Raw genomic sequence first — 26,017 nt, forward strand, 5'->3', positions numbered from 1 at the left:
ATGGGGTAAACAATACCGTCTACTATCATACCAAATTTTACTACTAAAAGTCAATAGATATGAAAAATATTTTTGCCGATTTCAGTGTTTAACATCTAGAAAAACCTCGCTTTTGCGAGGATCTCCTATTTATAAGCTAAGGCACGTTTAAAGGTTTTCCAGATTCCCAAATCATCTGTTTGAAGGACTAGACTAGCATACATGCGGCCGATAAAGGCTGTCGCAGTAACTGCAAAGACAACCGTTATAGCAAGGGAAATCCAAGCTTCTAGACCACTCGCATACCCATTTATAGCTCTAAATGGCATAAAGAAGGTCGAGATGAAAGGAATATAGGAACCAATTTTCAGAACTAAATTATCCCCAGCAGCACCTAGAGCAGTCACTCCGACAAATCCTGCTATAATCAAGATCATCAATGGCGACAAGGCCTTTCCTGAATCCTCAGGGCGAGAAACCATAGAGCCTAGAAAGGCTGCTAAAACAACGTACATAAAGAGGCTAACCAAGACAAACAATAAGGTATTGAGCGAGAAGGCCTCTCCTAGATGATTTAAAATCCCAGATTGTGCCAAGATAGGGATATCTTTAAAGAGCAGAATGGCAGCAAGTCCACCTACGACGTAAATGCCAATATGAGTCAAAATCACAAGAAGTAGAGCTAGCATGCGAGCGTAGAAATAATGACTAGCTCGGATACTAGAGAAGACCACCTCCATGATTTTGGTTCCTTTCTCGCTAGCTACTTCCTGAGCAGTGACACTAGCATAGGTAATCAAAATCATATAAAGGAAGAAACCAAGCCCTGCGGCCGCAATGGTTTGAACAATTTTTTTGTTTTCCTTAGATTCATCAATCTTCTCAGTAAAATCAACAGTTTGACTCAGGCGTTTTTCCTGTTCTTGAGACAAATTGGCTGCCGAACGATTGAGTTGGTATTGCAGTTCGTTTAACTTATTGGTTACTGCTAGTTTGATGCCTGTTTCAAGAGAAGTTTCACCATGATAGACGGCCTTGAGGACACTGTCCTCTTGGTCAATGGTTAGGTAACCTTTGATTTTCTCATCCTTGATAGCAGCCTGGGCACTGGCTTCATCCTTATAATCAAAGTTGATACCATTGGTACCCTTGAGCCCTTCTTCCACAGATGGCACAGTTGTTACTACTGCTATCTTGCTATTCTTGGCCATAGAAGACCCTTGGAGAAAGCCGATTCCTACAGATAAGGCTAAAAAGAGGAACGGCGAAATCACCATAAAGAAGAAACTCCACGACTTGACATGTCGAAGATAGGTTTCCTTCATTACAACCCACATATTTCTCATACTTCCACCCCTGATTCTAGTTTAAAGATTTCATCGATTGTTGGAGCCTGTTGGTCAAAGGTCGCAATATATTGACCTTGAGTGAGGATTGGGAAGAGTTCCCTTCCAGCACTTTCATCATCTAGGATCAATTTCCAACTACCTTGCTTGGTCAAGCTCACCTGTTTGACATGAGGAAGATTTTCCAATTCTTCCTTGCTTCGTTCACTTGAAACAAAGAGACGCGTTTTCCCGTATTGATTGCGAACTTCTTGGACCGGTCCATGCAAGACTACACGCCCATCTCGAATCATGAGAATATCATCGCAAAGCTCCTCGACATTGGTCATGACATGGTCTGAAAAGATAATGGTTGCACCACGCTCTTTTTCTTTTAAGATGACCTGCTTGAGCAACTCAGTATTGACTGGATCCAGTCCACTAAAAGGCTCATCCAGAATAATCAAGTCTGGTTCATGGATTAGAGTAATAATCAGTTGGATTTTCTGCTGATTCCCTTTTGAGAGACTCTTGATCTTGTCTGTTAATTTCCCCTTAACTTCTAGTTTTTCCATCCATTGAGGGAGTTTTTCCTTGACCTCCTTGGCATCCATGCCTTTCAGAGTAGCCAGGTAGCGAACTTGCTCAAGGACTGTCAACTTGGGCATGAGACTGCGTTCTTCAGGCAAATAACCTATCCGAGCGTAGGTTTCCTGACGAATCTCCTGCCCATCCAGACTGATCTCTCCTTGGTACTCCAAAAATTTCAAAATACTGTGGAAAATCGTTGTTTTCCCAGCACCATTTTTTCCGACCAGCCCTAGAATTCGTCCTGGACTTGCCTGAAAATCGACACCAAACAAGACTTGCTTGGAACCGAAACTTTTCTCTAGATTTCTTACTTCTAGCATCTTCCACCTCCGAAATATGTTGCACTTATTATACTCCTTTTTGATAGCCTTTACAACGATTTATGTCCATTTTTAAATTTTGATTTCAAGAAGGATATTTTCTGGATAGGAACTTTATTAGCTTATCACCAAGCATTTTAGTCCTCCAGATTTTAAGTGATAAATTTATTATACTCATTTCTTGATAAATCCGTTGGCTATGTCCTCAAATGTTCATTTTTAGTCCCGAATTGTTGCTACTAATCTTCATCATTCTGCCTAGCTTATCGTACTATTTTATTGTATAATTTTGATAGACTATAGATTATCATAGGCTAGGAATCTGATATGAAAAAAAGACTTAAACTCGAACCAAACAACAATAACTTAATCATTTGGGAAGCTGAACAGCCAAAAGCCGTTCTTCAGATTGTACATGGCATGGTAGAATACGTAGAACGATATGAAGAATTTGCTCTAGCTATGAATAAAGAAGGCTTTACTGTTATCGGCCATGATCATCTCGGCCACGGCTATACTGCTCAAAATCCAAGTCAACTCGGAGTCTTTCCTGAATCTCCCGAGGAACTCATCGATGATATTGAAAGAGTGACCTCCTTCATTCAAGAAAGTTATACAGGACTCCCAATCGTCCTTTTAGGGCATTCTATGGGGTCTCTTATGTGTCGCTATTATGCAGCTAAAAGAAAACCACCTATCAATGCCTTGATCATCATGGGAACTGGCCAACAACCTCAATTTCTGACTCGATTCGCTCTTATCTTAACAGAATGCATTCGACTTATAAAAGGGAATAAACACCGTAGTAAACTCTTGACTTATCTATCAACTGATAGCTTTAATCGAACTATTAAAAATCCTAAAACATCTGTCGATTGGCTCTCAAAAAATGAAGAATCCAACCAAGCTTATCTGAAGGATCCATTCTGTCAATTCATACCTACTATTCCCATGTACCGATCTATTTTTTACTTTTCTAACCAAGTAGCGAGTAAACAAGTAATCGATGAGATTCCAACCCAACTCCCAATTCTTGTGATTTCGGGACAAGAAGACCCTCTAGGCGAAAATGGTAAAGGTATAGAAAGATTTGTAAAACTCCTAAAGGCTTCACATTCGAAAGTAAGTCTCCGATTAGTTGAAGAGGCTCGTCACGAAATTCTAAACGAGAATAATCGAAACGATACCTATCACTTCATAGCTGATTGGATGACAAAAAATATCGATGTCTGATCATCTTGTAACAGTATTAAAAAGGAGTTGTTTCCCCGTCAATTTGATTCAATCATCAGGCTAAAGCTTGATGATTTTTTCTACTAAAAAACCCACCCCGAAGGATGGATTGATGAGTTAACGTACTTCTGCATTGACTTTTTCTTCGAGTGATGCTTGGATTTTTTCCATATAGCGTGCGACTTCTTCGTCCGTTAAGCTGTCTTCTGGATTTTGGAAGGTCAAGCTATAGGCCATTGACTTCATGCCAACTCCCAGTTTTTCGCCCGAGAAGACGTCAAAGAGTTTGATATCTGTCAAACGTTTCACGCCGGCAGCTCGGATTGCGTCTACAACTTCTTGGTGAGTGACTTCTGCCTTGAGAAGTAGGGCCACGTCACGGCTGACTGCTGGGAATTTTGTGATTTCCACAAATGGATCAGCTGGTTGAAGGGCAGCTTCAATGGCTGAAAGGTTGAGCTCCGCTACATACGTTTCTGGAATATCATAAGCCTTGGCAGTGACCGGATGCACTTGGCCAAGGAAACCAAGAACTTGGTCACCGAGTGAAATCACGGCTGTACGTCCTGGGTGAAGGCTAGCAATCTCAGCTGTTGCTGTATAAGTCACTTCTAGTCCCAAGCGAGTAAAGAGCGCTTCAAGGATTCCCTTAGCATAGAAGAAATCAACTGGAACTGCTGCTGTTTGGAAGTCTTTTTCAGCAACCAAGCCTGTCAAGGCGAGGGCAAAACTGTTGATTTCGTTTGGTAATTCTTCTTTTGGATCGCCTGTTTGTTCAAAAACTTTTCCAATCTCGTAAAGAGCCAAGTTTTTGTTCTTACGAGCCACGTTGTAGGCAACGGTATCAAGGATACCTGAGACCATATTTTGACGGAGGACAGAACGGTCCACTGTCATTGGCCACATGAGTTCTGTAAGGTTACTTGGTTGAGCCGTAAACTCAACTGCTTTTTCAGGAGTTGTCAGAGCGTAGGTGATGATTTCTGTCAAACCTGCTCCTTCAGCGATGGTACGAACTTGACGGCGCAATTTTTGTGTCGCAGTCAATTCGCCAGCTGTACCATCATCTTTTGGAAGACTAGTTGGCAAGCGATCATAACCATAGATACGGGCGATTTCTTCAAAGAGGTCCGCTTCGATGGTGATATCCCAACGACGACGGGGTACGCTGACTGTAAAGGCTTCAGCATTGCCAGAAAGGCCAAAGCCAAGACGACGGAAGACATCTTCGACATCAGCATATGAAAGTTCCGTACCAAGGACACGGTTGACGTCTGCAAGAGTCGAAGAAACTTCCACATCAGAAGTATCAAGCGCTCCTGCTGAAACGATGCCCTTACGCACTGTCGCACCTGCAAGATTAGCAATCATGCTAGCCGCCGCATCAAGGGCTTCATTAACAGTTGCCACGTTGATCCCTTTTTCAAAGCGAGAAGATGATTCCGAACGAAGGTTAAGGCGTCCGCTAGTCTTGCGGATGGATTTACCATTGAAAACAGCCGCTTCAAGGACAACACGACTAGAATTTTCAGATATTTCTGTTGCTTGACCCCCCATGACACCTGCAAGGGCTACTGGTTTGTCAGCGACAGTGATGACTAAGTCATTTGTTTCCAAGTCACGCTCTTCACCATCTAAGGGCACCAATTTTTCACCAGCACGCGCTTCACGCACACGGATGTCAGTCCCTTCAAAGGTATCCAAGTCAAAGGCATGCATCGGTTGACCAAAGTAAAGCAGGATGTAGTTGGTTACGTCTACGACATTGTTAATCGGACGAATCCCTTCGTTCATGAGAAGGTTTTGCAACCATTGTGGACTTGGTGCGATGGTCACATTGTCCAAGATACGGGCCGCATAGTAAGGCGCCTTGTCTGTTTCAATGCTGACAGAAAGGGCATCTGCTGCGGCTTGGTCTGTTTCTGTTAAACTGAATTCCTTAAAGTTGACTGCCTTGTCATAGATAGCTGCTACTTCGTGAGCTACCCCACGCATAGAAAGAGCGTCTGCACGGTTAGGCGTGATGGAAAGTTCAATAATTTCATCATCCAAGTCTAAATAAGAGAAGACTTCATCCCCAGGAACAGCATCTTGAGGCAAGATTTGGATCCCATCTGCAAATTCCTTAGGTACAACGGAGTCAGAAATCCCTAATTCACCAAGTGAGCAGATCATTCCGAGTGATTCCAAACCACGGATTTTTCCTTTTTTAATCTTGTAGTTGTCCGCAATGCGAGCACCTGGAAGAGCCACCATAACCTTGATGCCTACGCGCACATTTGGGGCACCACAAACGATTTGACGGGCTTCTTCTTCGCCAACGTTAACCTGACAGACATGCAAGTGTGTTTCTGGCACATCTTCGCAAGACAAGACCTCACCGACGACAATTTTTGAGAGACCGGCAGCTGGTGATTCGACACCTTCGACCTCAATCCCTGTAGTTGACATTTTCTCAGCCAACTCTTGTGATGGCACATCAATGTCCACCAATTCTTTTAACCATTTATAAGATACAAGCATAATTCTGATTGTAAGATCTCACCGAGTAAGACCTTTTCAATTCCTTTCTTTTTCTTCGAGTCAGTCCTCACCATTCTCATCGAGAGAAAATGACTAGGAGTGTATTTCAGGTTTCAATCTTATTTAAACTGTTCTGAGAAGCGAACATCTCCTTGGTAGAATCCACGGATATCGTTGATTCCGTAACGAAGCATGGCGACACGTTCTTGTCCAAGACCAAAGGCAAAGCCAGAGTAAACAGTCGCATCGATACCACTCATTTCAAGGACACGTGGGTGAACCATACCGGCACCCATAATCTCGATCCAACCTGTTTTCTTACATACGTTACAGCCTTCTCCACCACACTTGAAGCAGGAAACATCCACCTCAACAGATGGCTCTGTGAATGGGAAATAAGATGGACGCAAACGGATCTGACGCTCTTCACCGAACATCTTTTGGACGATCAACTGAAGCGTTCCTTGAAGGTCAGCCATAGAGATGTTTTTTCCAACAACCAATCCTTCGATTTGGTGGAATTGGTGACTATGGGTCGCATCGTCTGTGTCACGACGGAACACACGTCCTGGTGAGATCATCTTCAAAGGACCTTTTGAAAAATCATGAGCATCCATAGCACGCGCTTGAACAGGTGACGTGTGAGTACGGAGTAAGATTTCTTCTGTGATGTAGAAAGTATCCTGCATATCGCGAGCTGGGTGATCTTTTGGAAGATTCATACGCTCAAAGTTGTAGTAGTCTTGCTCCACTTCAAAACCATCCACGACTTGGTAACCCATCCCGATGAAAATATCTTCGATTTCCTCACTGGTTTGTGTCAAAACGTGACGGTGACCAGTCGCAACAGGGCGGCCTGGAAGCGTTACATCGATACTCTCGCTTGCTAATTGTGCAGCAACTTTCTTTTCTTCCAAGAGCTTAGCTGTTTCTTCAAAGGCTGCGGTCAAAACATCACGAGCTTCATTAACATGTTTCCCGATGATTGGGCGCATCTCAGCAGAGACATCTTTCATCCCTTTGAGGATTTCCGTAAGCGACCCTTTTTTACCAAGGACAGAGACACGCAAATCTTGCATCTCTTTTTCATTTTCAGCAGTAATCTGCTTCAAGCTAGCCAGCGTTTCTTCGCGAAGCGATTTTAATTGTTCTTCAATAGTTGACATAATTCCTCCATCAGTCTCTCGTAGATAAAAAGAAAACCACATGCCAAAAACTCCACTCGGAGCGTTGACACGCGGTACCATCCGTTTTCATCTGACAAGTCAGACCTTCATTTCTAAATCCATGCGCAAGTGAATTCACCCAGCTTTCATATAGAGAGCTTGCAGTCACGGCTCTCCTCCCTGATATACTTCCCTTGAGTTACTAGTCTTGCGGATTCCTATTCAATTACTACTTAGTTTATCAGATTTTTACCATTCTTGCAAGACCTATCTCACTTCTGCTTTCCTTTAAATCGCCATTGGAAGCGAAGCTTGTCATAGAAAGGAAATTCGATAAACAAGACTCCCAAGCCCACACAGAGACTGGCAAGAACATCTGATGGGTAATGAACTCCCAGATAGATCCGAGATAACAGTACACTGACGAGGTAGAAGCCAAGGACGATTTGCACAATTTTTCTCCAAACCGGATCTTTAATCCGTTGACTGAGAATGACAATCAAAGTCCCTACCATCAGCGTCACCGCCAGAGAATGCCCACTTGGAAAAGAAAATCCCTTCTCCTCTACCAAGTGTAAAATAGCTGGCCGTGGGCGCTGGTAGATATTTTTAAAGGTCACGATTAAAAGACCAGCTAAGGCTAGATTACCCGCCATGAAGTAGCTTTCTATCTTCCACTGCTTACGATAAAAGATAAAGGCTGCGATGGCAACCCAGGTGATGATTACTGGGATATCAATCAAATGCGTAAGGGCTCGGAACAGAACTGTCAAATAATCTGGCAAGTCCCCACGAATAGCTGTCTGAAGCGGTTGATCAAAACCGACCAGCGTTTCAGGATAGAACTTAACCATATAGCCAAGAAGGACGAAAAGTAAAAGGGCAAAACTGCCCTTCATTAAAAATGTTTGTTTATCTCTCATAATGTTTTAAGGTTGGTTTCAAGAGGACATATAACAACCAGAATGAAACGGCAAAGATTAAACCTTCAATCAGGTTAAAAGGTAAAACCATGGTCATCAAGTAGTTAGAAAGTCCTATAATTTCTCTAATATCAAAGTTGGCAAACTGCGCGTATAAAGGAACCGCATAGACATAGTTGAGAACCAACATGGCAGAAGTCAAGCCGATAGTTCCCGCTAGAGATGCTAGTAGGAAACGAAGGGTGCTACGTTCCTTTTTCCAAATCAAACCAAAGACGATAACAAAAACTCCCAAAGCTACGATATTCATTGGCAAGCCAATGTAGGTATTCACTCCTTGGCTATTCAGAAGCAACTTCAAGAGTGAGCGCATCAAGAGAATTCCTAGAGCAGCTGGCAAATCCATCACCACCAAGCCTACAAGGACTGGCAAGATACTAAACTCGATCTTGAGGAAGGTTGCCGCTGGCAAGAGCGGAAAGTCAAAGTACATCAGCACAAATGAAATGGCTGATAAAATCGCAATGGTCGAAATTCGACGTGTGTTTGTCATAACAGGTTCCTCCAATTTTCTATAAAATCAGAAGAAGTTGGAAAGGATCCCTCTATCTATTCTCACTTTTTATATCCCAAAAGTTCCCTCTCACTCTTTTGAGCAAGCGGTTGCAATTCATCTATAAACTCATCCGAACAGACAAGGCCATTCTTTCGTCTTCTCCCATCCAGACTATACTGTCGGTTGTGGAATCGCACCACATCAGCTTGCGCTCGCGGACTTCTTTAAGAGAATGGAAATTGAGATTTTTCTTTTAGACTAGGCGACAAGCTGTAGGCATAACTTCTGGTTAGGCAAAGCTTGTCAACAAAGTATAAAAGGAAAAGATCATTTCCTAGTTAAAGTCACCGCCGGTCGGGAATCTCACCCAGCCCTGAAGACCCCTTTATCATAACAAAAAACGCTTGCAAGTGCAAGCATTTTGTTTATTTCAATTTATCTGCTTCATAGGTGTGAACAAGCTCAAGACCTGCAAAGTTCTGCTGGCGGAGGGCTTCATAAACAATCATGCAGACGGTATTCGAAACATTGAGACTGCGGACATGTTCATCGTTCATAGGAATACGGAGAGCTTTCTCAGGATGGTCTCGCATAAAGTCCTCAGGCAAGCCCTTGTCTTCACGTCCAAAGAGAAAATAATGGTCCTCGTCAGTCGATAAATCTACCTCAGAATACACCTTCTCAGCAAATTTCGAAATCAGATAGAGTTTCCCCTTCATCTGAGACATGAAATCTTCCAAGCTGTCATAAAAATAAATCTCTAACTTATCCCAGTAGTCCAAACCAGCTCGCTTCATCTTGCGGTCATCAATCGGAAATCCCATCGGTTTGATGATGTGGAGGGGAGAATTGGTCGCAGCGCAAGTACGCGCGATGTTACCTGTATTTTGTGGAATCTGAGGTTCAAATAATACAATGTGATTTGTCATGACTGGCTTCCTTTTATCATTGCAAAAAAATAGCCACACTGCCCGGAGTCAAGCTCAGCAAACAGCGTGGTTAAGGCATCGTTAACTTACCTCACAACAGGTTTGAAGTAAATCAGCGAAACTACTTCCTTAGTATAACACTTTCAGAATCATTGTCAATAGAAATGACTTGATTTTTTTACTTTTTTTAATGATATTTTCATGTTTGGTCATTCCCTTTCTGAAAAGGGATAGTAAGAGAGTAATATCACTCCAAATCGGAGACATCGTTATAGAAATTAAGCAAATGTATCTTCAAAACGTGAAAAAGGCCTTTCTTCCCTTAAAAATCGCCTTAGCAAGTGCATTTTTTGCTAAAAAAGGGTATGATAGTTACATCATGAAAAAGTAGGTTTTTTATATGAAAATTGTCCTTGTTGGCGGAGGGAAAGTTGGTTTCGCCCTCTGTCGTTCACTGGTTGCAGAAAACCATGACGTTGTCCTCATCGAACAAGATGAGGCTGTCCTCAATCACATTGTCAGTCGCTTTGATATCATAGGTCTCCTTGGAAATGGTGCTGACTTTGCCATCTTGGAGCAAGCCGGTGTTCAAGAGTGTGATATCTTTATCGCTCTAACCGAATACGATGAAGTAAATATGATTTCAGCGGTACTTGCTAAAAAAATGGGCGCTAAAGAAACCATCGTTCGGGTACGAAATCCTGAATACTCCAATGCCTATTTTAAAGAGAAAAATATTCTTGGATTCTCACTTATTGTTAATCCAGAACTCCTAGCAGCGCGTGCGATCTCAAATATCATTGATTTCCCTAATGCCCTCTCTGTCGAACGATTTGCTGGAGGCCGGGTCAGTCTCATGGAGTTTGTTGTCAAGGATTCTAGCGGTCTTTGTCAAATGCCAATCTCAGACTTCCGTAAAAAATTTGGTAATGTTATCGTCTGTGCTATGGAGAGAGATCATCAACTGATGATTCCAAGTGGTGATGTTACTATCCAAGACAAGGATAGGATTTTTGTTACGGGAAATCGTGTAGATATGATGCTTTTCCATAACTATTTTAAATCTCGTACAGTGAAAAGCTTGCTTATCGTCGGGGCTGGAAAGATCGCTTATTATCTACTCGGAATTTTAAAAGACAGTCGCATTGATACCAAGATTATCGAGATCAATCCTGAAAGAGCTCGTTTCTTCAGTGAAAAGTTTCCCAATCTCTATATTGTCCAAGGAGATGGAACTGCAAAAGACATTTTGCTGGAAGAAAGTGCTCCCCACTATGATGCAGTCGCAACCTTGACTGGAGTTGATGAGGAAAATATCATCACCTCTATGTTTCTTGACCGAGTTGGTGTCCATAAGAATATCACCAAGGTCAACCGAACAAGCCTTTTAGAGATTATCCACGCGCCTGATTTTTCAAGTATCATCACACCAAAAAGCATCGCAGTGGATACCATTATGCACTTTATCCGTGGTCGAGTAAACGCTCAGTATTCAGACCTTCAAGCCATGCACCATCTAGCAAACGGTCAAATTGAAACTCTCCAATTCCAAATCAAGGAAGCTAATAAAATGACTGCCAAACCTCTATCACAGTTGAAATTGAAAAAAGGGGTTCTCATCGCAGCTATTATCCGAAAAGGAAAAACAATCTTCCCTACTGGAGAGGATATGCTTGAGGTGGGAGACAAGTTACTCGTGACGACCTTATTGCCAAATATCACCAAAATTTATGATTTGATTGAGAGGTAAAAAATGAATAAAAGTATGATTCGTTACCTCCTCTCAAAACTTCTCTTGATTGAGGCTGTTCTTCTCCTAGTTCCTGTTAGTGTAGCGATCTATTACCAAGAATCCAGTCAAGTATTTATCGCTCTCTTTTCTACGATTGGCATTTTAGTCCTTCTCGGTGGTCTAGGCGTTTTACGGAAACCGAAAAATCAACGGATTTATGCCAAGGAAGGGGTCTTAATTGTTGCCCTCTGTTGGATTCTCTGGTCTTTCTTTGGAGGCCTCCCCTTTGTCTTTTCAGGACAAATCCCCAGCATTATTGATGCCTTCTTTGAAATCAGTTCTGGATTTACGACTACAGGAGCAACTATTCTGAACGATGTTTCCGTTCTCACTCGTTCCCTCCTCTTCTGGCGAAGTTTCACCCACTTAATCGGAGGGATGGGGGTACTCGTCTTTGCACTTGCCATTATGGACAATGCCAAGAATAGTCACTTGGAGGTGATGAAGGCTGAGGTCCCTGGACCTGTCTTTGGCAAGGTCGTATCCAAGCTAAAAAACACTGCCCAGATTCTCTATCTGCTTTATCTGGCTCTCTTCTCCCTTTTTGTGGTTATCTACTATCTAGCAGGCATGCCTCTCTATGATAGTTTTGTCATCGCTATGGGAACGGCAGGAACTGGGGGCTTTACCGTCTATAACGACGGAATTGCCCACTACGGTAGCTCACTCATCACCTATCTAGTTAGTATCGGCGTTCTGGTTTTTGGGGTTAACTTCAATCTCTACTACTACCTCATGCTCCGTCGGGTTAAGGCTTTCTTTGGAGATGAAGAATTACGAGCATATATCATCATTGTTCTAGTTTCTACCGGCTTGATTACGCTTAATACACTCCACCTCTATCAAGGTGTCTCTAAGAGTGTTGAAATGGCCTTCTTCCAGGTTTCCAATATCATCACGACAACAGGTTTTGGTTACGGAGATATTACCAACTGGCCCCTCTTCTCCCAATTTATCCTCCTCTTCCTCATGGGAATCGGTGGATCAGCTGGCTCAACTGCAGGTGGTCTTAAGGTGATCAGAGGACTTATCCTCTCTAAAATCGCAAAAAATCAGATTTTGTCCACTTTATCCCCTCACCGTGTTTTGACTCTACACGTCAATAAAACTGTGATTGATAAGGATACCCAGCACAAAATTCTTAAATATTTTGCTATCTATATGATGATTATTCTCTCTCTCATCTTTATCGTCAGTCTTGATAGCAATGATTTTCTAGTCGTAACCAGTGCGGTCTTCAGCTGTTTTAACAATATCGGACCTATTCTAGGTACAACCTCGAGTTTTTCCATCTTTAGTCCTATCTCTAAAATCCTCCTCTCCTTTGCAATGATTGCAGGTCGCTTAGAGATATACCCCATTTTGCTACTCTTTATGAAACGTACCTGGTCTAAACGCTAATGATAATACAATCCCCCTTTTACAAGTTCGTAGAAGGGGAATTTTTCTATTAAAAATGAGAAGACCTTTCGGTCCTCTCTTAATTTGTTTATTCTTTAAGAGCTTTCTTGTAACGAGCAAGTTCTGCTTGATTGGCCCAAACATAGTGACCTGGACGAATTTCTACCATAGATGGCTTATCTGTCTCATAGTCATGTTGGTCAGGATCGTAAACTTTCAAGACCTTCTTGCGTTCCAAGATTGGATCTGGAATCGGTACAGCAGATAGAAGTGCTTGAGTGTATGGGTGGACAGGATTGTTAAACAACTCCTCTGTCTCCGCCACCTCGACGATTACTCCCTTATAGATAACCGCGATACGATCTGAGATAAAGCGAACAACTGACAAGTCATGCGCGATGAAGAGATAAGTCAATCCCAACTCTTTTTGGAACTTCTTGAGCAAGTTCAAGACTTGCGCACGTACTGATACGTCCAAGGCTGAAATTGGCTCATCCGCAATAACGAAATCAGGCTCCATCACAAGGGCACGGGCAATCCCGATACGCTGACGTTGACCACCAGAAAACTCGTGTGGGTAACGGGTCAAGTGTTCTTTCAAAAGTCCAACTTCATGAATCATCTTTTGAACTTTTTCTTTTCGATCCTCTTCATCTTTAAACAAGTGATAGTTGTAAAGACCTTCAGAGATGATATAGTCAACTGTCGCACGCTCATTCAAGCTAGCTGCAGGGTCCTGGAAAATCATCTGGATACGACGGATCAAGTCTGATGATTCCTTATGAGATTTTTTCCCATTAATTTTATGACCATCAAAGATGATTTCACCTTTACTAGTATTATTTAAACCAATAATGGCACGACCAATCGTTGTTTTCCCACTACCAGACTCACCTACAAGAGAGAATGTTTCTCCCTTATTGATAAAGAAGTTGGCGTTTTTAACCGCAACAAACTTCTTACTTCCTTCACCGAAGGAAATTTCTAAATCTTTAATTTCTACTAATTTTTCAGACATTTCCTTCCTCCTAGTCTTCTAGATGAGCAAAGCCCATTTTATCACGAATTTTGTCATGCAAATCTGCAATGACTCCAGGTTTTTCAACTTTAGGAGCATTCTCATGAAGCAACCAAGTCTTAGCCCAGTGGGTATCAGTGACTGAAAACTGAGGTGCTTTCTCTTCAAAATCAATTTGCATCGCATAATCTGAACGAAGGGCAAAGGCATCACCTTTCAACTCAGTATAAAGAGACGGTGGTGTTCCTGGGATAGAGTACAATTCCCCTTTATCATCAGCAAGCTGTGGCAAGCTAGACAAGAGACTCCAAGTATATGGATGACGTGGATCGTAGAAGACTTCCTCAACAGTACCGTATTCTACAATTTCACCAGCATACATAACCGCTACCTTATCGGCAATACTTGCTACCACACCAAGGTCATGGGTGATAAAGATAATGGTAAAGTGGTACTCATTTTGCAAGGTTTTAAGCAAATCAATGATTTGCGCTTGAATGGTTACATCAAGGGCAGTTGTAGGCTCGTCACAGATTAAGATATCTGGACGACAGGCAAGGGCAATCGCAATAACGATACGTTGGCGCATCCCTCCAGAATATTGGAAAGGATACTCATCAAAACGTTTTTCAGCGTCTGGAATTCCGACCTTGTTCATATAGTCGATTGCCATCTCTTTGGCTTCCTTGGCTGTTTTTCCTTGGTGTTTAACGATTACTTCAGTGATTTGGCTACCAATTGTATTGATTGGGTCCAAACTTGTCATAGGGTCTTGGAAGATGGTCGCAATTTTAGCTCCACGAATCTTCTCCCATTCCTTGTTAGAAGTAAGAGCAGTCAAGTCTTGTCCACGATAGTCGATGCTTCCTTGGGCAATACGTCCATTGTCTTCTAACATCCCTGTAAAGGTTTTTGTTAAAACAGATTTACCAGAACCGGACTCACCTACCAAGGCAAGAACTTCTCCTTCAATCAGGTCCAGAGAAACTCCTCGGATAGCCGTCAGAACTTTGTCACGAACGTCAAATTCCACGACAATATCACGAGCAGTCAAAATTACATTTTTTCCTTTTGTCATGTCTACTCCTATCTATGTGTACGTGGATCACTAGCATCCGCTAGGTTTTGACCAACAACGAAAAGAGATAGGGATACCAAGATCAAGGTTGTCAATGGAATCCAGAATAAGTAAGCGTTGGTCGTAACGTTTTGTGAGTAATCTGAGATCAAACGTCCCAAACTTGGCACTGTTACAGGCAATCCCAATCCAAAGAAGGAAAGGAAGGCTTCATAAGAGATGAAGCTTGGCAACATCAAGGTCATTGTAGAAACAATAACAGATACCAATTGTGGCATGATGTTTTTAACAATGATTTTAAAGGTTGGTGTTCCAAGTGTTTGAGAAGCAAGGTTGTATTCCAAGTCACGGTAACGCATGATTTGGATACGAATCATATATGCAATCCCAATCCAAGTTGTCACACTCATGGCAAAAATCAAATTCCAGAAACCAGCACCAATTGAGTAAGTCAAGACAATGACAATCAAGAGAGATGGAATGTTTGAAATAATGTTATAAACTTCCATCATGACGCGGTCAACGGATTTTGAAATACCCCAAATTCCACCAACAATAACCCCGATCACAAGGTTGATAAAAGTGGCAATTACAGAGATAAGAATTGAATTACGCGCACCAAACCAAACCCCATCAAACAAGGATTTACCATTGCTATCTGTACCAAACCAATGTTCAGCATTGGGCTTGATAAAACGAGCAGAAAAGTCATTGACCTTACTTACATCGTTGAAGTCAAAATCTGAGAACATTGGGTAAATAAAGCTCATCAAAATAATGGCAACCAAAATTCCTAGCATAAAGACGGTTGATTTTTTCTTTAGAAATTGTCTAAATACAGAACCCCAGTATGAATAGGCAGGAGCATCAATTGTTTCAGAGGCAAAATCGTCACGTTTTACGAACTGAAATTTTTCTTTATCGATTGTTGACATTATTTGCCTCCTTTCTCTGTCAATTTAATACGTGGATCAAGCATGGTCATCCAGATATCTCCTACAAAGAGTGAGAAGATAGAAATACATGTAAAGATGAAGACGAGACCAACTACCATTGAGTTGTTTGATGCCTTAACAGAGTCAATCAACATTTTACCCATACCTGGGAAAGCGAAGACTGTTTCTGTCAATGTTGCACCACCAATAACTCCGATTACGGCACCAGGAATACCTGAAACCAATGGAACCATGGCATTTTTAAAGATGTGTTTATTTGAAATTTCTTTTTCAGACAAACCTTTAGCACGAGCAAAACGTACAAAGTCCTGGGATTGCAAGTCAATCATGTAACGACGAATCCAGATAGCTGTACTTGGTGCACCCAGCAAACCTAGAATGACTGCTGGCAAGACATAAGAACGCCAATCTCCAGCACCCAAAATAGGGAATGAGTCAGGCAGACCAATAGATGAACCAATCAAACGAACGATGTAAACCAAGGCAATCGTTGGAAGGGCAAGCAAGAAGGTTAGAGCACCTGTCGAGAAGCTATCAATCCAAGTATTCTTGTGGCGAGCCATAGCAGATCCAAGTGGAATCGCAATCGCATACGAAATAATCAAACCGATCAAACCAGCAACCGCTGAGCTTGCAATCATTGATGGATATTGGTAATTGCTTTCTGTAGCTGTATATGGATCGTCTTTACCATAGTTGGCTACTTCACGCGCATCTGCTTGACTTGGAGATTTGTAGGTACGAGAGTAAATATCTACAGATGAAGTCTTTTTACCCATAGGGAATTGAACTTCTGATGTCTTAGTTTGTCCCTGACCTTGTGTGATAACTTGAAGCACTGGTGTGTTTGCATAAGTTGGGTAAGAATCTCCCAAGTTAATGTTCACAAAGTTTTGGTGTACAAATGGGAATTGATTGTTGAAATACAAAAGGTATTTATGTTTTGTACCTGAACCAACCAATGACCAACCAATAGCAGGATCATTTTCAAAACGAAGATAACGTTGCAAGTTTGGATTTTCAGGGTCTTGAATCTTGTTTGGATGATCAATATCAATCAAGTTGGAATAGAATTTGAAAACACGTTCAAAAATTGGAATTTCACGCGTAGCATAGAATTGACCACTTTCTGAGAACACACCGAGTGTCCAACCATTTCCTAGTTGGTTGATGTATTTTTCATAGATTGCCTTATTGGTATCATTGGCATCCACTGTTACAGATGAGTCCATTGTGCTCGCTCTTTCTTGCAACTCTTTGGTATCGTAGTACTCGATATAGCCCATCCGTTCATAAACGGTATTTTCATAATTATCCCGCTTGTCCGGCGTCGTTGCAATCTTGTTATAGTTGGTATCCTGCTTGAAAATCAGTTTTCGAGGAACCATCGTATAAATAATTGTGTAGGTCAAGGTTGTCACCAAGAAAATAGACAACAATGAACGCAATACACGCATAAAAATATATTTCTTCATATCGTTTCCTTTTAAAATCCCAAAAGAACCTTCTCCTCATGGAGAGAAAGTTCTCTTGAGAGTTATTTATTTAACGTGATTAGCCAATTCTTTTTGAACTTTTTCGTTTGATTCTTTTTTCTCTTTGAGCCATTTTTCACGAGCTTGTTCATAGTCAGCTTTTGTTACAACCTTATCTTGTAACTGAATATACTTGAAGTATACGTCTGAGCCCTTATCTCCAGATTGGCTGTATGATGCTGTGAATGGTACAACACGAGAAATGAATGGTGCAGCACCACTTGATGACATAGCTGGCAAGAAGAGGGAGCTGTCTGTCAACCAAGCTTGAGCAGCCGCATATTTTTCATAACGCACATTCAAGTCATTGGTTTCTTTTGCAGCTTCATCAACTAACTTATCGTATTCCTTCAAACCAACTTGGGCAGCTGCTGCATTTGCTGGATCATCATAACCCATGTAAGTTTTTGTTTGTTCGCTGTTAGTTGTTTTCAAGATATCAAGGTAAGTTGATGGATCTTCATAGTCTGGGCTCCATCCAACTGCTCCTGAGAGATCCCAATCTTCTGCTGCAGCGTTTGCGGCATAGTATGTGATATTGTGCAACTCATCTTTAGAAATTTGTTGAATATCAATGACTACGTTTCCTTCACCAAGTACTGTTTCAACGGATTGTTTGAAGGATTGAATACGAGCAATAAGACCCTTATTTGTTTGGTCAACTGGAATATCCAAGTGGATAGGGAATTTCACACCTTCTGCTTCCAAAGCAGTCTTAGCTTTGGCAAATTCAGCTTTGGCTTTATCGGCGTTGAAGAGTCCATCTTGACCATCCGCAAAGTTAACATTCTTCCACTCATCACCGTAAGCAGCCATCTTTTCAGTTACCAAGTCACCGAAAGTTTTTTCACCTGCAGAGACAAAACCTGGTTTCACAAAGAGGTTACGAACTGCAAGAGGAGCACCTTCTTTACCATTAATTTGTGCTGAGTAAGAAGTACGCTCAAAGGCGAAGTTCAAAGCCTGACGGAAGTCCTTGTTAAGAAGGGCTTTCTTGGTAGAAGTCTTCTCTTCATCAGTTGTTTTAGAAGTGTATTTGTAACCTTGACGGTCAATATTCACACCCAAACCAGCAATACCAGGTCCTGATGGAGTGTAGTAGATATTGTCTTTGTATGTTTCTTCTACCTTAGAGTAGTTTGAACTTGTTGGGAAGAGACGAGCATAGCTATAGGCTCCACTTGTAAAGTTACGTTCAATTGACTCTTGGTCTGATCCATCATAGAAAGCAAGGGTTACTTTATCAATGTGAACATTATCTTTGTCCCAGTAATTTTCATTCTTAGCGAATTCAATAGAAGATTTAGCAGTCAAACCTTTCAGTAAGAACGGACCATTGTAAAGCAATGATGTAGGGTCAGTTGCTTTGGCAAAGTCAGCCCCTTTTGATTTTTCAAAATCTTCGTTCAATGGCCAGAAGATTGAGTAGGCTAGCTTAGAGTTCCAGTATGGTTCTGGTTTGTTCAAAGTGTATTCAAGGGTATAATCATCAACTGCTTTTACACCGACTGAAGCAAAATCTTTATTGTTTCCAGCTTTATAGTCAGCTAGACCTTTAACTGAATCTTCTGCTAGATAAAGTGCTTCAGACTTGTTATCAGTTGCGTGTTTCAAGCCATTTACAAAGTCTTTAGCTGTCACTTCAGCATACTCTTCGCCATCTGATGTCATCCATTTGACACCCTTACGAATCTTGTAGGTATAAGTCAAACCATCTTTTGAAACTGACCAGTCTTCTGCAACTGCAGGGACTAGGTTCCCATACTTGTCGTTTGTGAAAAGACCATCGATACCATTTGAAGTGGCAACCTTAGTACTTTGTTTCCCTGAAATGAGGTAATCCAAAGTTTCTGGGTCAGCTGAATAAATATAGCCATAATTTTTTGGCGCTGTAGAATCAGATGATTTTGAAGAACCACAAGCAGCTAAAACGCCAGTTGCTAATAGGGCAATTCCTGCTGCGACAAATACTCTACTTTTTTTCATATTGTTAACTCCTCTTTGAAAAATTTAGGCTTATTGGAAATTATAACATATATCTTTTAAAAAGTAAACGAATTTTCAGAATATTTAGGCGCATTTCTTCAAAAAACTTCTATTTGTCAAAATTCTTGCATTCTTTGTTTGTTTCTGCAAGAAATACTTTCTAGTCCGACCCTCTTTAGAACGGGATTTTTAAAAGCTTTTTCTCACTTCTTCGATCATCATCTGTTTTCCTAAATTGGATTTTAGAATAAGAAACTATTGACGGGAAATGATTTTCAAGGTATAATAATAAACGTTGAGGCGGTATAGCCAAGTGGTAAGGCACGGCTCTGCAAAAGCTTGATCGTCGGTTCAAATCCGTCTACCGCCTTTCAGTACCTGAATTAACAGGAATTAACCAAATGAAAAGCCCGTAAAATCGGGCTTTTTGTTATTCCTAATAAGTGGGGATAACTGTACCTACCATATAGATTTACAAAAAGCAGTGACTCAAGTCACTGCTTTATTCTGTTTCTTCTTCAGGTTCTAGTTCTGTAATTTGAACTTTTACCTTGGTAACACGTCCATTTTTCACCTTATCATTGGTCAGGACGATTTGTTTGTTTTGACTGACCAGTTCATAACTGATTTTTTCAGTTGTTGGAATCGTACCAACACCCGTCAAATAATAGCCGGCGATGGTATCCACATCATCGCTTTCTAGTTCGACACCAAAGTAGTCATTGAAGTCGTTAAGATTCATGGTTCCCTGTGCAATATAGGTGTCCTCACCGATTTGATGGACTTCGATTTCTGCCCTATCCGTCTCGTCATCGATCTCACCGACAATCTCTTCTAGAAGATCTTCCAGAGTTACCAAACCAGCCATACCACCGTATTCGTCTAGTAAGATGGCCATTTGGTTTTGGGTATTTCGAAGCTCTTTAAGGAGGTCGTCCACAAAGATGGTCTCAGGCACAAATAGTGGTGTTTGGAGGATTCGTTTCCAGACAATATTTTCAAAGCCATCTGCATAGGCGGCGTTTAGCAAACGCTTGGTATGAATCAAACCAATCACATTGTCCTTATCCCCGTCGTAAACAGGGATACGTGAGAAATTTTGCTTTAGAATACTTTGGATAATCGTTTGACTGTCATCCTGAATATCTACCATAAAGGCATCTGTACGAGGCACCATTAGCTCACGAGCCATCAGTTCATCTAGTGAAAAGATTCCCTGTAGCATTTCAATCTCATCTGCATCCAAAGTTTCCTCACTTTTGGTCAACATGTACTCAATTTCATCTCGAGTCATTTTTTCATCCGCATCATCAAAGGTCATTGGTGTTAAACGACTCAAGAGATTGGTTGAAGCAGATAACAACCAGACAAAGGGACTGACAACCTTCCCAAGCCCAATGATAAGCGGAACAGAGCGAATGGCTAAGGCATCTTTTAGATTAAGGGCAATCCGTTTAGGATAGAGTTCACCAAAAACAATAGAGATGTAGGTCAAGAATGCCAAAGAGAGGAAACTTGCAATGGCATAAGCTGTTTCTCCATTCCCCATCCAAGATGCAATTACTTGTCCAAGTGTATCTGCCAATTTTGCCCCTGATAAGATCGTGATTAAGGTGATACCGACTTGAATGGTTGATAAAAAGTGGTTAGGATTTTCAAGTACCTTTAACAAACGAATGTAACGTTTGTCTCCCTCTTCTGCCTTTTGCTCCACTCGGGAACGGTTTAGTGACACCATCGCCATTTCAGTGGCTGAGAAAAAAGCATTTAACAAGGTCAAGATAAATAACAATACAAACTGTAGCAACAAATTCTGACTGCTCGGGTCTTCCATAGTCCTTCTCCTAAAATAGTATCTTGTGTTCCATTATATCATAAAATCCCTCAGGATTCACATTATTTTTCATTTAAAGAACAACTCCCCTGCCTCTAGAAGACAAAGGAGCTGTTTTTATAGTATCTATTGTTTCTAGTCCGTCACTGTTACTTGACCCGTTTGGTAATCAAGCTGGATTCCCTTTTGAACATTGGGGATTAGGACATTGAATTCCAATTCGCCATCTGAAGACTTGGCTTCGATTTGTGAAGCGGATGGAACTAAGTCCTCATTTGTCGCATAGTGGAGCGTCACCCGATAACGGACTCTCTTATTTTGGTCCAAGGCTTTTCTGACCAAACTCTCATAGTAGTTCTGACCTGTCGAATCTTCAGCCTGTGCTTGGTTTGCCCAAGCCGTCTGAACTGCAATATTCTTGGGATTGCTGGTAGAGGCATCAAAACCATCCAAACCACCTATCAAGGCATAGCCCAGCAGATGTCCTCTATCAACTGCATGTGTGTAGGCTCCCTTTAGATTCTTAACCTGATGCCATCCTGGTGGCGTCCAAGAGGTTGAGCCATTTCCAGTCTCTTCACGATTCTTATACTGCCGAGTCGCTTTGGATAAGATGGCATTGGCAACAGTTGGAACTGTTTCTTTTCCCACTGTCTTTGTTTTATTATCCGCATAGGGTTTGCTGGAAACCTTGGCATCTAGATTGGTTTTATTGCCATTGACAATGAAGGCCCCTGCTCCATTCCACTCGAGCCCCCCCTTGATTTGATTTTTGATTGACTCAGTTAAGACACTTTCAGCCAGCTCCTGACTGGGAGCTTCTGAAGCTTGTTTTTTCTGACTAACCTTGGTTCTAGGGGTGTTTGGCGCTGTCTGCATCTGCTTGATGTAGTAGCTTCCAGCAGCCAAGAGTAAGAATAGAAGTAACCCTATCAGAGCTTGTCTTGTTTTTTTGTCCATTTTTCTCCTTATATCTCTAGAAAAAGACTGGCCTCCCAGTCTAATTTCCTGTAAATTTACTAATCAATTCTTGCCATTTCGCTGGAGACAAAATCGCCCATGGATCCTGTCCCTTTCCTAGAATCCCGTAGCCAATCATCAAGCCGATTCCTAAGGCAAGGAATCCCAGCAAGAGTACAATAAAAATCAACAGTAAGCGACGGAGTACATAACGTATATTTTTATTCTTCTTCATCATTTGCCTCAATCCGCTGAATCTTCGCTCCTAGCTGAGCCAACTTCTCATGGAAGCGGTAGTAACCTCTGTCAAGGTGGACTAATTTACCAACAACTGTCTCTCCTTGCGCTACCAGACCTGTCAGAATCAAGGCCGCACTAGCACGAAGGTCCGTTGATAGAACTTCTGCCCCCTGTAAAGCCTGTCCCCCAACAATACGAGCTGTGTCACGGATAATCTCTGAGTGCAAGCCCATACGGCGCATTTCCTCCAAGTGTTGGAAGCGATTCTCAAACACCGTTTCCACCATGGTGGATTCCCCTTTTGCGACTGTCATAAGAGCTGTAAATTGCGCCTGCATATCTGTTGGGAATCCTGGATGTGGTAAGGTTTTTACATGAACAGCCTTGAGATTTTCAAGTTGAGAACGAATACGAATGCCTTCTGATTCCTCTGTCACTTCAACGCCCATTTCAAGGAGTTTTGAAATCAAGGGGCGATTGTGTTCCCAGACTGCATCGCGAACGAGGACATCTCCGCCAGTCATAGCTGCAGCCACCATAAAGGTTCCGGCTTCGATACGGTCCTGTACCACATTGTGGGTCGTACCATGGAGTTCCTCAACACCAGTCACTGTGATGGTTTCGGTACCAGCTCCCTTGACCTTGGCTCCCATTTCATTAAGGAGAATAGCAAGGTCAACAATTTCCGGCTCACGCGCAGCATTTTCGATGACCGTCACACCATCAGCTAGAGTCGCTGCCATCATCAGGTTTTGTGTTGCGCCAACACTTGGGAAGTCCATGTAGATATGAGCACCATGCAGGCGTTCTGCCTTGGCTTCGATGTAACCAGCTGTCTGGGTAATCTTTGCCCCCATAGCTTCCAAACCTTTGAGGTGGAGGTCAATGGGACGACTCCCGATGGTACAGCCCCCTGGCATGGATACCTTGGCATGGCCTACACGAGCAAGGATTGGTCCCAAGACAACGATCGATGCACGCATCTTGCTGACATACTTGTATGGAGCTTCCTCCGTTATATCACCAGTCGCATCGACCTCGACAACATGTGCTTCCTCATCAAAGTCCACCTTGGCATTCAGACCTCGAACCACTTGATTCATGGTGAAAACATCTGACAAGATCGGGACGTTCTGCAAGACTGTCTTACCCTTGCTTGCTAGAATAGTCGCTGCCAACAAGGGCAAGACGGCATTCTTTGCTCCCTCAATGGTCACACTCCCGACCAGACGATTATCACCGCCTTGAACCACAATTTTTTCCATAGTTGCTTCCTTTACTTTTGATTTTATAATAGTCCTCTAAGTGCTTCTTGCCACAGTTGGTACAAACTAATAAAGAATGAACTCAATATGTAGCCCATTACAATACTAAAGAAGCCTACCAACAAACGAACTTTTTTTGTATTCGTAGCACTTACTTTTAACACCTTTTCCCATCTCACAAGATCCTTCAAAAGGTAAAAACTCAAATAAATAAAGAGTATATGACTACTTAGAGTGAATAATAATTGAACCATTTGACTATTATACCATCTTATCCGCTTGCGCGCTAGTTTTCGATTTTTCTACGAATTAGGGATTGTTTTTAAGGTAATCAATTGCATCCTGCAAAGTCTTAACGGGAACGATTTTCATCTCTGTTTTAATCGTTTTAGCAGCTTCTAGGGCTGTTTCATAGTTGCTTTTCGCATTTGGATCTGCTTTTTTTGCTTCCTCAGTGACTGGATTGTCAGGAGCAAAAAAGATGTTGGCTCCCTGACGAGAGGCTGCAACCACTTTTTTGTCAATTCCACCGATGTCGCCAACATTTCCATCGCGATCAATGGTTCCCGTTCCCGCAACGACGCGACCATTACGAAGTCCTGGATCTGCTATCTGGGTGTAAATAGCTAGACTAAACATGAGACCGGCACTTGGTCCGCCGATACCAGCTGTTGAAAAGCGAATTGGAACATCACTGGTCACTTCCGTACGGTCAATCAAGCCAATCCCAATCCCGTTTTTCCCGTTTTCGAGAGTGATAATTTTACCTTCTGCAGACTTGACTTTTCCGTCTTCTTCATAGGTTACCTTGACCGTATCCCCTAATTGTTGAGAGTTGACATAGTCGACCAAGTCTTTTGAACTGTCAAATGTTTTGTCATTAACAGCCGTCACGGTATCTGCAATGTTCAGAATGCCCTTAAAAGTTGAATTGTCCGTCACGGTCAAGACATAAACTCCCAGATACTTGAGTTCGATATCCTTTCCAGCCGTCTTCAATCCTTGATACTTGGCCATGTTTTGGGACGTTTGCATGTAGAACTGATTGATCCGCATAAATTCTGCATCAGTAGAGCCACCCGTAGTCTCCTTGGCACTTCTAATATCCGTGAAAGGCGTTAACCAAGCATAGACAAGATGCGATAGGGTTGCGTGTCGAATACCGACTGTCACAAACTGGTAAGCTCCTGCTTCTGTGTCTTCTGTTTCATTGACTTTCAAAACGCGACGAATATCTTCCGCTCCACCTGGAACTTCTATGTAGTATGGTAAAGGTACTACAAAGGCTAAAAAAGTCAATACTAGTGCTAGGATGACATATAAGGGCCATCTAGTTTTTTTCTTCATGTTCTAATTCCTCCACAACACTGTTTGGGACATATTGCTGAATCTCCTGACCAAACTTCAGAAGTTCTCTCACGGCCGAAGAGCTAATATAAAGATGCTCTGGGCGACTATATAGGTAAATGGTTTCGATTTCTGGAGCCAGTTGATGATTGTAGTAATCAAAACTAGACTCGTATTGCAAGTCGGTGGTATTTCGCAAGCCACGGACAAGGGTCTTAGCACCCAGTCTTCTTGCAACATCGACGACTAGTTGGTCATGAGAAGCCAGCACCTCTACATTATCTAAATGCGCCACCGCTTTTTCGACTGCTCGTTTGCGATTTTCAACAGGGAGAAAGCCTTGTTTGTGGGGATTGTAGAAAATCCCGACATAGAGCTTATCAAAGAGTTTGCTGGCACGTTCAATGATATCCAGATGTCCATTTGTCATCGGATCAAATGAACCTGTAAATAATCCAATTTTATCTGACATAGACTGTCACCTTACTAATCCCATATATTTTTTCCTTCCAGATGCCTAAGCAGGCGATTTCTTCTGGAAGTTCTACAGACTTATCGGTTTCGCAGACAACCATGACCTCTTCGGAGAAAAGGTTTCTTTCTGCCATTTTTTCGATATCTGCAACGATTTGTTCCTTGGCATAGGGCGGGTCTAAAAAGACCAGGTCAAAGGGACCTTTCACTTGCTCCAAGGCCCGTTCAGCCTCCATCTTTAAGAGCTGAAATTTGGAAACTTCCTTGGTCATTTGGATGTTTTCAGCGATGATAGCTTGCGCCTTTCGATCCCGTTCCACTAAGACAGCATGGGACATCCCACGCGAGACTGCCTCAATGGATAAACCACCACTGCCAGCATAGAGATCCAAGACACGACCACCCTCAAAATAGGGACCTATCATGTTAAAGATAGCTCCACGCACCTTATCTGATGTCGGCCTCGTCGTCTTGCCTTCTAGCGTCTTGAGGGGACGCCCTCCGTAGATTCCTGATACGATTTTCATACCGTTTATTATACCAAATTATAGGCAAAAAGAGAAAGAAAACCGAACCTTGCGGTTCG

23 protein-coding genes, 1 tRNA gene and 1 riboswitch are annotated in these 26,017 nt (G+C 42.1%); of the genes, 4 read left to right on the forward strand and 20 right to left on the reverse strand.

The window, feature by feature from the left end:
* Nucleotides 1-125: 125 nt before the first annotated feature.
* Nucleotides 126-1,325, reverse strand: coding sequence for an ABC transporter permease (locus tag BWR56_RS08245; RefSeq protein ID WP_049505173.1), 1,200 nt, complete (start codon nucleotides 1,323-1,325; stop codon nucleotides 126-128).
* A complete protein-coding gene (locus tag BWR56_RS08250; protein WP_049505174.1) occupies nucleotides 1,322-2,215 on the reverse strand; it encodes an ABC transporter ATP-binding protein in 894 nt (297 codons plus the stop codon). Before BWR56_RS08250 ends, BWR56_RS08245 begins: the two co-directional genes overlap by 4 nt.
* 327 nt (nucleotides 2,216-2,542) lie before the next feature.
* Between BWR56_RS08250 and BWR56_RS08255 the strand changes: the two genes are divergently transcribed.
* Nucleotides 2,543-3,448 carry an alpha/beta fold hydrolase gene (locus BWR56_RS08255; RefSeq protein ID WP_049505175.1) on the forward strand — a complete coding sequence of 302 codons (906 nt, stop codon included), beginning with the start codon at nucleotides 2,543-2,545 and terminating at the stop codon, nucleotides 3,446-3,448.
* A 117-nt stretch (nucleotides 3,449-3,565) separates the two neighbouring features.
* On the opposite strand, the gene pheT is transcribed toward BWR56_RS08255, so the two are convergent.
* From pheT to BWR56_RS08280, 5 genes are all read right to left on the reverse strand, one after another.
* Nucleotides 3,566-5,971: a phenylalanine--tRNA ligase subunit beta gene (pheT, locus tag BWR56_RS08260; protein WP_076984795.1), complete on the reverse strand. Its 2,406-nt coding sequence runs from the start codon at nucleotides 5,969-5,971 to the stop codon at nucleotides 3,566-3,568.
* A gap of 119 nt (nucleotides 5,972-6,090) precedes the next feature.
* Nucleotides 6,091-7,137 (reverse strand): phenylalanine--tRNA ligase subunit alpha, encoded by a 1,047-nt coding sequence (pheS, locus tag BWR56_RS08265; RefSeq protein ID WP_076984904.1) that lies wholly within the window; start codon nucleotides 7,135-7,137, stop codon nucleotides 6,091-6,093.
* 272 nt (nucleotides 7,138-7,409) lie between these two features.
* Nucleotides 7,410-8,060: a phosphatase PAP2 family protein gene (locus BWR56_RS08270; RefSeq protein WP_076984796.1), complete on the reverse strand. Its 651-nt coding sequence runs from the start codon at nucleotides 8,058-8,060 to the stop codon at nucleotides 7,410-7,412.
* Complete coding sequence (locus BWR56_RS08275) at nucleotides 8,050-8,613, reverse strand: ECF transporter S component (protein WP_076984797.1); 564 nt, start codon at nucleotides 8,611-8,613, stop codon at nucleotides 8,050-8,052. The genes BWR56_RS08270 and BWR56_RS08275 overlap by 11 nt, the downstream gene beginning before the upstream one ends.
* Before the next feature lie 153 nt (nucleotides 8,614-8,766).
* Nucleotides 8,767-9,001: riboswitch (FMN riboswitch) on the reverse strand.
* Nucleotides 9,002-9,041: 40 nt separating this feature from the next.
* Nucleotides 9,042-9,545, reverse strand: a complete 504-nt coding sequence (locus BWR56_RS08280) for a tRNA (cytidine(34)-2'-O)-methyltransferase (RefSeq protein WP_076984798.1) — start codon at nucleotides 9,543-9,545, stop codon at nucleotides 9,042-9,044.
* A 400-nt stretch (nucleotides 9,546-9,945) separates the two neighbouring features.
* Here BWR56_RS08280 and trkA point away from each other — a divergent pair, with 400 nt between their 5' ends.
* Nucleotides 9,946-11,295 (forward strand): Trk system potassium transporter TrkA, encoded by a 1,350-nt coding sequence (gene trkA, locus BWR56_RS08290; protein ID WP_076984800.1) that lies wholly within the window; start codon nucleotides 9,946-9,948, stop codon nucleotides 11,293-11,295.
* A 3-nt stretch (nucleotides 11,296-11,298) separates the two neighbouring features.
* Nucleotides 11,299-12,738, forward strand: a complete 1,440-nt coding sequence (locus BWR56_RS08295; RefSeq protein WP_033629314.1) for a TrkH family potassium uptake protein — start codon at nucleotides 11,299-11,301, stop codon at nucleotides 12,736-12,738.
* A gap of 88 nt (nucleotides 12,739-12,826) precedes the next feature.
* Here the strand turns inward: BWR56_RS08295 and BWR56_RS08300 are convergent, their stop codons facing one another.
* From BWR56_RS08300 to BWR56_RS08320, 5 genes are all read right to left on the reverse strand, one after another.
* Complete coding sequence (locus BWR56_RS08300) at nucleotides 12,827-13,756, reverse strand: ATP-binding cassette domain-containing protein (protein WP_001291308.1); 930 nt, start codon at nucleotides 13,754-13,756, stop codon at nucleotides 12,827-12,829.
* 10 nt (nucleotides 13,757-13,766) lie between these two features.
* Nucleotides 13,767-14,834 carry an ABC transporter ATP-binding protein gene (locus tag BWR56_RS08305; RefSeq protein WP_076984801.1) on the reverse strand — a complete coding sequence of 356 codons (1,068 nt, stop codon included), beginning with the start codon at nucleotides 14,832-14,834 and terminating at the stop codon, nucleotides 13,767-13,769.
* Nucleotides 14,835-14,842: 8 nt separating this feature from the next.
* Complete coding sequence (gene oppC / locus BWR56_RS08310; RefSeq protein WP_000103692.1) at nucleotides 14,843-15,769, reverse strand: oligopeptide ABC transporter permease OppC; 927 nt, start codon at nucleotides 15,767-15,769, stop codon at nucleotides 14,843-14,845.
* Nucleotides 15,769-17,265 carry an ABC transporter permease gene (locus tag BWR56_RS08315; protein ID WP_049490242.1) on the reverse strand — a complete coding sequence of 499 codons (1,497 nt, stop codon included), beginning with the start codon at nucleotides 17,263-17,265 and terminating at the stop codon, nucleotides 15,769-15,771. The genes oppC and BWR56_RS08315 overlap by 1 nt, the downstream gene beginning before the upstream one ends.
* Nucleotides 17,266-17,331: 66 nt before the next feature.
* The gene (locus tag BWR56_RS08320) at nucleotides 17,332-19,311 is read right to left on the reverse strand and encodes a peptide ABC transporter substrate-binding protein (RefSeq protein WP_076984802.1); all 1,980 of its coding nucleotides are present in this window, start codon (nucleotides 19,309-19,311) and stop codon (nucleotides 17,332-17,334) included.
* Between the two features lie 299 nt (nucleotides 19,312-19,610).
* Here BWR56_RS08320 and BWR56_RS08325 point away from each other — a divergent pair.
* A tRNA-Cys gene (locus tag BWR56_RS08325) sits at nucleotides 19,611-19,681 on the forward strand.
* Between the two features lie 132 nt (nucleotides 19,682-19,813).
* Here the strand turns inward: BWR56_RS08325 and BWR56_RS08330 are convergent.
* The 8 genes from BWR56_RS08330 to rsmD form a co-directional block, all read right to left on the reverse strand.
* Nucleotides 19,814-21,145, reverse strand: coding sequence for a hemolysin family protein (locus BWR56_RS08330; RefSeq protein ID WP_076984803.1), 1,332 nt, complete (start codon nucleotides 21,143-21,145; stop codon nucleotides 19,814-19,816).
* Between the two features lie 135 nt (nucleotides 21,146-21,280).
* Nucleotides 21,281-22,105: a DNA/RNA non-specific endonuclease gene (locus BWR56_RS08335; RefSeq protein ID WP_061587302.1), complete on the reverse strand. Its 825-nt coding sequence runs from the start codon at nucleotides 22,103-22,105 to the stop codon at nucleotides 21,281-21,283.
* Nucleotides 22,106-22,145: 40 nt separating this feature from the next.
* Nucleotides 22,146-22,340, reverse strand: coding sequence for a DNA-directed RNA polymerase subunit beta (locus BWR56_RS08340; RefSeq protein WP_000739700.1), 195 nt, complete (start codon nucleotides 22,338-22,340; stop codon nucleotides 22,146-22,148).
* Nucleotides 22,327-23,610, reverse strand: coding sequence for a UDP-N-acetylglucosamine 1-carboxyvinyltransferase (gene murA / locus BWR56_RS08345; protein ID WP_033629306.1), 1,284 nt, complete (start codon nucleotides 23,608-23,610; stop codon nucleotides 22,327-22,329). The genes BWR56_RS08340 and murA overlap by 14 nt, the downstream gene beginning before the upstream one ends.
* A 23-nt stretch (nucleotides 23,611-23,633) precedes the next feature.
* A complete protein-coding gene (locus BWR56_RS08350; RefSeq protein WP_076984804.1) occupies nucleotides 23,634-23,864 on the reverse strand; it encodes a DUF1146 family protein in 231 nt (76 codons plus the stop codon).
* 55 nt (nucleotides 23,865-23,919) lie between these two features.
* Nucleotides 23,920-24,957 carry a SepM family pheromone-processing serine protease gene (locus tag BWR56_RS08355; RefSeq protein WP_049501597.1) on the reverse strand — a complete coding sequence of 346 codons (1,038 nt, stop codon included), beginning with the start codon at nucleotides 24,955-24,957 and terminating at the stop codon, nucleotides 23,920-23,922.
* Nucleotides 24,941-25,429 carry a pantetheine-phosphate adenylyltransferase gene (coaD, locus tag BWR56_RS08360; RefSeq protein WP_076984805.1) on the reverse strand — a complete coding sequence of 163 codons (489 nt, stop codon included), beginning with the start codon at nucleotides 25,427-25,429 and terminating at the stop codon, nucleotides 24,941-24,943. The genes BWR56_RS08355 and coaD overlap by 17 nt, the downstream gene beginning before the upstream one ends.
* The gene (gene rsmD, locus BWR56_RS08365) at nucleotides 25,419-25,958 is read right to left on the reverse strand and encodes a 16S rRNA (guanine(966)-N(2))-methyltransferase RsmD (protein ID WP_000706943.1); all 540 of its coding nucleotides are present in this window, start codon (nucleotides 25,956-25,958) and stop codon (nucleotides 25,419-25,421) included. Before rsmD ends, coaD begins: the two co-directional genes overlap by 11 nt.
* Nucleotides 25,959-26,017 lie beyond the last annotated feature (59 nt).

The sequence above is a fragment of the Streptococcus oralis genome (assembly GCF_001983955.1).
GTDB classification, from domain to species: domain Bacteria; phylum Bacillota; class Bacilli; order Lactobacillales; family Streptococcaceae; genus Streptococcus; species Streptococcus jiangnanensis.